We start from the raw sequence: 6,813 nt of genomic DNA, 5'->3' as shown, positions 1-6,813 counted from the left end.
TCTAGGAAGCAAGAGCAAGTTAAGGCTTAGCGACTCTTTCTGTCCGACTCGTTTCCTTTCCTACCAGCATTTCTGATTTAGTTACAAACATTCTCAAAATTCTATATCGGTGCTACTATATAAAAACCAGCGACCTTCTCGAAAACCGGATTTCGCCGTCTCCAGGAAAAAGTCGCTGTGAAAACTTATCAAGAAAGGTTTTGGCTTGGAAAAAACTAATTTCTAAGCCACAGTCTAAACTTAAGCCATCATCATCTGGCAGGAAGCAGCACATTCCCGCAGCATTTTAGCACAAGCCATCATCTGGGCATCATCAGCACACTTCTCGCACTCCATAGCACAGCGCATGCACATCTCGGCGCACAGCCCGCATACTTCCTTGCACATATCTGAACCGTTAACCATAAAATTATTGCAGGTCTGACACATCATGGCGCAATCTTGCAGCATCCGCATGCAATTGCCTTCCATACATTTGCCGCCCATCATCATACAATAGGTCATGGTTTGCATACACATTCGGTGGCAAGCCATACAGTCATCCATACATTTTTGCATCTCAGTAGTCATAGTTACCATCATCATCGAATTTCTCCTTCAGTTAAATGATTTGCCCACTTTGAGTTAGGGCAGTAGTGTAATTAATAGTGATTTCGAACCAACCGAGGCTCCTTACGATGGTGGGAAGGCACTAAAAAAGGCACGACCCGGTAGGAAAAAAGCCTCCGGTCGAACCTCCAGATGTCCGGTCAGTTCAACAATTAGGTAAACGATACAGAGCAATTCAAAATATAACCTGAAAGGAGAAAACCTAGCACTTTTGAGAGAGGTTCAAAATTTGGTAAGAAAATCTCTTTACAAAAGGATAGTGCTATGATATACTTGAGTAGTCAGCTTAGGCATATCAAGATTAAAATCAGAATAACACAATCAGGTTATTAAAGGCTCTGTATATAGAGCAAGGTTATGGGTGGATAAAAGACGGCAATCTTAAACTCCAACCTAAAGCCCTAGATTTTAAGGTCACGCTGGAAGGAAATCCAGAGGTGATCTTTTTGGCTTCAAGATAAATATATCAGAATAATTTGAGCGTGTCAATATAAATTCTTGGAAACTAAAGGATGAAAATTCGGATATTATTCATACCAATTACCCCAAAAGTAAGCACTACAATCCCACTTATTCTGCTTAACATTACAATCCAAAATGTTGTAAAAATCCCCTGTTTTCTTTTCGAATAACTCTTGACAATGTTGATAAACTAAGTTATCTTATTATCGAGAGAAATTATTTATTAAAACAAAAGAGGGTAAGCATGAAAAACACCAAAAAACTTTTATTCCGTTTTAATCCTGATACACCACTGCGCCAGTCCGTAAACTTTATCCGAGCGCAAATTGCAGGGCAAGGCACCGAAAAAAGGTTTGCTCTGACGGTTCTGGAAACCCGGCAGAGATTTGATGAGTCTAGTTATGGATTAATGTTGCCCCTGAATATCATTATCAACCCCACCAATATTAGCGATGTGATACCAGCCCTAGTTTATTTGGATGGTAGCGGTTACGGTGACCGTACCTTAAATCAATTGCTGGAAGCTGACGGTTTGCCAAAAGTTAGGGAACTGGTCGAGTACAGTCTAGACTAATCTGAAATTAATTTTCTCAAAAAATATAAAAGACTTTTCCGATACTTCTTTTGCTGTGACACCGGGTTGTCACCTGTAAGGCATCTTCTCCATCAACATAAACACTTGCAAAGAAGCATAAAAAACAAACAGCCGAGGCATCATATAGATTTCTCGGCTATCTGTTTTGGAGGAAGGGAAAGAATAAGAGTTGAAATTATTCAAAGGGCTAGCATAGCCTCAAAGTAACACCTCCGCCTAAAAGTTCCGGGTAGTTTGGTGTATTTTTCTACTATGCTTTGAACCTGTGTGTCACCCCAGCCCTTGCTTTCCACATAAGATTGGGCTTTTAAATAAGCTGCCACAAACCTTATGGTGGCATCTGCATTTTTGTTGACAAAGTCAGTGTTAAATATTAAAAAACTCAATTCGGTTCCACGGCACTGACCGTCAACTAAGGTTATAGCCGTTCCATCAGCCTCTAGAAATCGGCTCAGAGGCAAAGGCAGCCACTACGCTACCGCTTTTCAAGGCGGCAGCTTGTTGAGGAAATGGAATATTGACCAAGTTTACATCTTTAATACTTAAATCCCCCCGTTTTTAGAGCTAGGTAAACTGCATACTCGGCAAAAGCACTAGGTCCGGGGATGGCTACATTCTTGCCTTTGAGATCTGCTACAGTTTTAACCTGACCGGAATCATAGGCACTCTTGGCAACAATAATACGAGCGGGTGTTCGAGCTGCATCGGGTACTCTTGACAAAGGGGCAATGATAGTAACATTTGACCCTTTGCTGGCTGCGTTGAAAAATGATGCTGCCCAAGTAGAGCTTCCTCAGCTAGCCTGACCAGTGGCAATAAGCGAAATAACGTCGGCGGAATTGTTAGTGCTGACAATCTCTACATCCAAGTTCTGCTCGGCAAAAAAGCCATTATCTATACCCCAGATATAAAGGGGCTGATTCGGGAGTCGCACCAATGTTGGCGAATTTTATCTTTGTTTTCTCACCGCTGGCGGTTATTGCCGCTGCGTTGGTGGCGCCTACCGCGTTGGTAGAAGTTGCTCCACCGATAGTGGATGCGGAATCACCGCACGCTACTAGAAGCAAGCCGGATATAAGCAAGATTAAGATTAGTAAAGGGTTGACGAGGTTATTTTTTCCTCGACGCTTTCTTAAATTTTCCAAAGTCTAATCCTTTCTTAAGTTATTTTGTGAAGCTATCCTGCAGCTAAACCCAATCCGCTTATTACCGGCTTGTAGAGCAAAAAGTAAATTAATCTTTACAATAATTTTAGGGCTTTTTCGAGAATATCTTTTCGGATAATTGTGTCAAGGTTTAAATCGCCTGAATAGCTTAGAACTCCGCGCTCTCGGTAATAGGCTTCTTGCAACTTAACCGAACTTATATCAAACGAACCGTCATAACTGGGAGAGGGTTGGGGAATTTTGCCCAATATTTCACCCGGAATTTTGGTGTATTTTTCCACTATTTTTTGAATCTGAGGGTTTTGAAAGCCACCCGCATTCAATTCATTAGCGGCTTTGATATAGGCAGCTACGAACTTAACTACCGCATCAGGATTCTTATTTAAGAAGTCAGTGTTAAAAGCTAATGAGCTTATCTCAGTTCCAGCAGCATGTCCGTCACTCAAGGTTACGGCGATTCCATCTGCCTCTAACTGAGTGGAAGTCGGTTCCCCGGCATAAGCCGCCACTACACTACCACTTTTCAGGGCTGCTGCAACTTGAGGAAATGGGATATTGACCAGGTTAACATCTTTTATGCTTAGTCCGGCATTTTTTAGAGCAAGGAAAACGGAATACTCTGCGAAAGCGCTAGGACCGGGTATTGCTACATTTTTGCCTTTCAAATCCGCTACTGTTTTTACCTGACCGGAATCGTAGGCACTCTTGGCAACTAAGAGACGTGCGTTAGTTTTTCCTGTCTTAGGCACCTTTTGATAGGGTGCTGCTATAGTTATATTTGACCCTTTGCTGGCTGCGTTGAAAAACGATGCAGCCCAGCTAGTACCACCCCCGCTGGCTTGACCGGTCGCAAGTAGCGAAATTATTTCGGAGGAATTGTTGACGTTTACAATTTCTACACTAAGGTTGTAAGCATCAAAATAGCCTTTATCTATAGCCACATATAAAGGACTATCTCCAGTAAGGGAGGCAAATAAAATCTTTGTTTTTTCACCGGAAGCGGCTTTTGTAGTCGCCGCAGTTGTGGCAGCGACTGTAGTGGTGGTAGTCGCAGTGGTGGCGCCAGATGCTACGGTAGTTTTTGCGACAGTAGAAACTGCGGTAGTGGTTGGTGCGGTAGTAACGGTTGAATCCCCGCAGGCTACCAAGAGCATGCCTAACAAAATCAGGATTGCAAGTAATAAAGGGCTTGCGCGGAAACTTTTACCCTGTCTGCTGAACTTTTCCAAAACCTGAACCTTTCTCTTAATATAGCTCTCAATATTCCGGCGTAAAGGTGGATGTACAAATCCACCCTTGGCAAACATTAGGTCTGCCCCTATTTTGTTACTCTCTTACAATGACTGTAAAGCTTTTTGAATAATATCCTTCCGAATGAGCGATTCAAGATCTAAATCTCCGGTATAGCTTAGAACTCCACGTTCTCGGAAATAAGCTTCTTGCGCTCGCACCGAATTAATATTTATCTCAACGTTGCTATTGTGTACCGAAAGCGCTATTTTGCTCAGCAAAGCACCCGGTACCTTGGTGTATTTTTCCACTATTTTCTGTACTTCTGGGTCTTTCCAGCCACCTGCATCCAGTTCTCTCAGGATCTTTATGTACACAGACAAGAACCGGGTTACTGCATCGGTGTTTTTGTTTAAAAAGTCGGTATTAAATATCATAAAAGTTAATTCGGTTCCTCCTGCATGCCCATCAACCAAGGTTACAGCAGTACCATCGGCTTCTAATTGGGTTGAAATAGGTTCTGAAGCAAAAGCAGCTACTACACTTCCGGTTTTTATGGCAGCAGCCTGTTGTGGAAAGGGTATATTGACCAGCTCCACATCTTTAATACTAAGCCCACCCGTTTTTAGCGCCAAATAAAAGGAATATTCGGCGAAGGCTCCGGGACCGGGAATAGCTACTTTTTTGCCCTTGAGATCCGCCACCTTTTTAACCTGCCCGGAATCATAGGCGGCTTTGGAGACGATAATACGGGCGGGGGTTTGTCCCGAACTAGGTACCTGTCCCAGAGAGCCAAGTATTGAAATGGTTGATTTGTTTTTAGAAGCATTGAAAAAGGTCGCCCCCCATGTAGAGCCTCCTCCACTGGCTTGACCTGTTGCCACGAGTGGAATTAAATCGGCTGTGCCATTAGTTAAAGCTATCTCAACTTCCAGATTATTAGCGGCAAAATAACCCTTCTCTATACCTAAATATAAAGGAGCACTTTCGGCATTAGCCCCAGATGTAGCATAGATTATCTTGGTTTTTGCCCCACCACTGGTGGCTGCCGCTGTGGTAGTGGCACCAGATGCTACGGTATTTTTTGCGGCAGTGACCGCTCCTGAAGCGGTGATGGTGCTGGATACGGTAGTGGCGGTTGAATCCCCGCAGGCTACCAAGAGCATACCTGATAAAATCAGAATTATGAGTAGTAAAGACTTTAAAGCGCAATTACTTTCCTGCCTACTGCTTACATTCATAAACCTAGTCTCCCGAAATAATGCTGAGTAACTTGATTTGAAATATCCACATTGGAGTTGATGGATTATAAGTGTAGTTTTAATAAATTGTCAAGACCCTTTTTAAATATTTCTACACTCTGTCTGTAATTCCCTTAAATCAGGGCGTTTTTTATTTAATCCTAGCAAGGTTTGCAAGCTAGGTTCCATTGCATTCTCGTCAGTAGTAAAAGTATAACCGTGTCCACACATAAGGCTTTTCGTTCAAGAATCAATTTTAGAAACTGGAGAAATTAATACTTGACAATGTCGCTTATGTATATTATGATTTAACAATCACTGCCAATAACGGTCATCAGGGGAAATTTATTGAACATTGACATACACCCTGACAATATACAACTGTTTTTTAGTTTCAAAGCTGAAGCCTAAATAAATTCAAAGTAAATAAAAGGCAAATTACCCTAATTTGTAGGTACTGACTGGTCAACCAGAGGTTCGTTTTCATGATTCATTTGAATCTAAAGAAACGAACCTCTTTGATTTTTACGGCTTATGCCACTTTTCCTTGCTTAGCTTTTAAAAGCATGCAGAGGATCAACTTGGTATAGGGTTACTTCGTTGTGCTTAAAACAAGAAGGAAGAAGGGTTGAGAAATGAGCAGAAATGAACAGGTTTTCGACTCGGTCACTGCTGAGAAACCAACATCCATAAAATCGGCGGGCTGGAAAATTAAAGTTGAAAATCTAAGCAAATCCTTTTTTTCTCGCAATGTGCATGTAAGCGCGATCGAGAATGCTAACCTCGAAATTGGTGACGGAGAGTTTTATTGTCTGGTGGGACCGTCTGGATGTGGGAAAACTACCTTACTACGCATTATTAGTGGATTGGAAAAGAAAACAGAAGGACAGTTACACATCCGTACTCAAGCTACCAATCAAAATGGAGAGGAAAAAGTTAAAAACCGACCTTTGAATTCAATGGTTTTCCAAGAACAGTCAGTTTTCCCTTGGATGAACGTGCGAGATAACATTTCATTTGGTCTCAAAGCTCAAGGCTATCCCCGCGCTATCCGGCACAAAATTGCAGAAAAGTATATTGAAAAACTCGGTTTGCGCGGTTTTGGAAAAGCCTTACCGTATCAGCTTTCAGGTGGTATGAAGCAACGGGTCTCAGTTGCCCGCGCTTTTGCTACCGACCCCGATATTTTGTTGATGGACGAACCATTCGGCGCGCTAGATGAACAAACCAAAATGCTATTACAGGAGGAATTGCTAAAAATTTGGGAAGAAACCCGCAAGACCGTTATCTTTGTAACCCATAGTATTGATGAAGCCATAATATTGGCAGATAAAATTGTAGTTATGAGCGCAAGACCTGGACGAATCTTGAAAATTATTCCTGTTAACTTCCCACGACCTCGCCGGATTGAAGCTATGCGGGCGGACCCTCACTTTGGGGAAATATTCAGCGAAGTTTGGGGGCTATTGCGGAGCGAGGTTATAAAGGCTCAAAAGAAATAGGGGAAAAG

General features: G+C 42.3%; 6 protein-coding genes. 3 read left to right on the top strand and 3 right to left on the bottom strand.

The annotated features are described in order from the left end of the window. Positions 1 to 240: 240 nt before the first annotated feature. Complete coding sequence (locus WCK19_RS15875; RefSeq protein WP_342398376.1) at positions 241 to 585, bottom strand: four-helix bundle copper-binding protein; 345 nt, start codon at positions 583 to 585, stop codon at positions 241 to 243. A 730-nt stretch (positions 586 to 1,315) separates the two neighbouring features. On the opposite strand from WCK19_RS15875, the gene WCK19_RS15870 reads away from it, so the two are divergent. Then, positions 1,316 to 1,645 (top strand): hypothetical protein, encoded by a 330-nt coding sequence (locus tag WCK19_RS15870; protein WP_342398375.1) that lies wholly within the window; start codon positions 1,316 to 1,318, stop codon positions 1,643 to 1,645. Positions 1,646 to 2,602: 957 nt separating this feature from the next. After that, on the top strand, positions 2,603 to 2,818 hold the full coding sequence (locus WCK19_RS15865) for a hypothetical protein (protein WP_342398374.1): 216 nt from the start codon (positions 2,603 to 2,605) through the stop codon (positions 2,816 to 2,818). Between the two features lie 88 nt (positions 2,819 to 2,906). Here the strand turns inward: WCK19_RS15865 and WCK19_RS15860 are convergent, their stop codons facing one another. Both WCK19_RS15860 and WCK19_RS15855 read right to left on the bottom strand, forming a co-directional pair. After that, positions 2,907 to 4,139, bottom strand: a complete 1,233-nt coding sequence (locus tag WCK19_RS15860) for an ABC transporter substrate-binding protein (protein WP_342398373.1) — start codon at positions 4,137 to 4,139, stop codon at positions 2,907 to 2,909. A gap of 27 nt (positions 4,140 to 4,166) precedes the next feature. After that, complete coding sequence (locus WCK19_RS15855) at positions 4,167 to 5,303, bottom strand: ABC transporter substrate-binding protein (protein WP_342398372.1); 1,137 nt, start codon at positions 5,301 to 5,303, stop codon at positions 4,167 to 4,169. Between the two features lie 635 nt (positions 5,304 to 5,938). On the opposite strand from WCK19_RS15855, the gene WCK19_RS15850 reads away from it, so the two are divergent. Further along, positions 5,939 to 6,805, top strand: a complete 867-nt coding sequence (locus WCK19_RS15850; protein ID WP_342398371.1) for an ABC transporter ATP-binding protein — start codon at positions 5,939 to 5,941, stop codon at positions 6,803 to 6,805. Positions 6,806 to 6,813 lie beyond the last annotated feature (8 nt).

It is taken from the genome of Candidatus Chlorohelix sp., from assembly GCF_037138995.1.
Classification (GTDB): domain Bacteria; phylum Chloroflexota; class Chloroflexia; order Chloroheliales; family Chloroheliaceae; genus Chlorohelix.
The sequence above is the reverse complement of the archived record's forward strand: the minus strand, read 5'-3'. Positions and strand labels throughout refer to the sequence as shown.

Bases quoted from the DNA above. Each gene is read 5' to 3' on its own strand.
- WCK19_RS15850 (WP_342398371.1), top strand. From the start codon at position 5,939: ATGAGCAGAAATGAACAGGTTTTCGACTCGGTCACTGCTGAGAAACCA.
- WCK19_RS15860 (WP_342398373.1), bottom strand. From the start codon at position 4,139: ATGTTTGCCAAGGGTGGATTTGTACATCCACCTTTACGCCGGAATATT.
- WCK19_RS15865 (WP_342398374.1), top strand. From the start codon at position 2,603: ATGTTGGCGAATTTTATCTTTGTTTTCTCACCGCTGGCGGTTATTGCC.
- WCK19_RS15870 (WP_342398375.1), top strand. From the start codon at position 1,316: ATGAAAAACACCAAAAAACTTTTATTCCGTTTTAATCCTGATACACCA.
- WCK19_RS15855 (WP_342398372.1), bottom strand. From the start codon at position 5,303: ATGAATGTAAGCAGTAGGCAGGAAAGTAATTGCGCTTTAAAGTCTTTA.
- WCK19_RS15875 (WP_342398376.1), bottom strand. From the start codon at position 585: ATGATGATGGTAACTATGACTACTGAGATGCAAAAATGTATGGATGAC.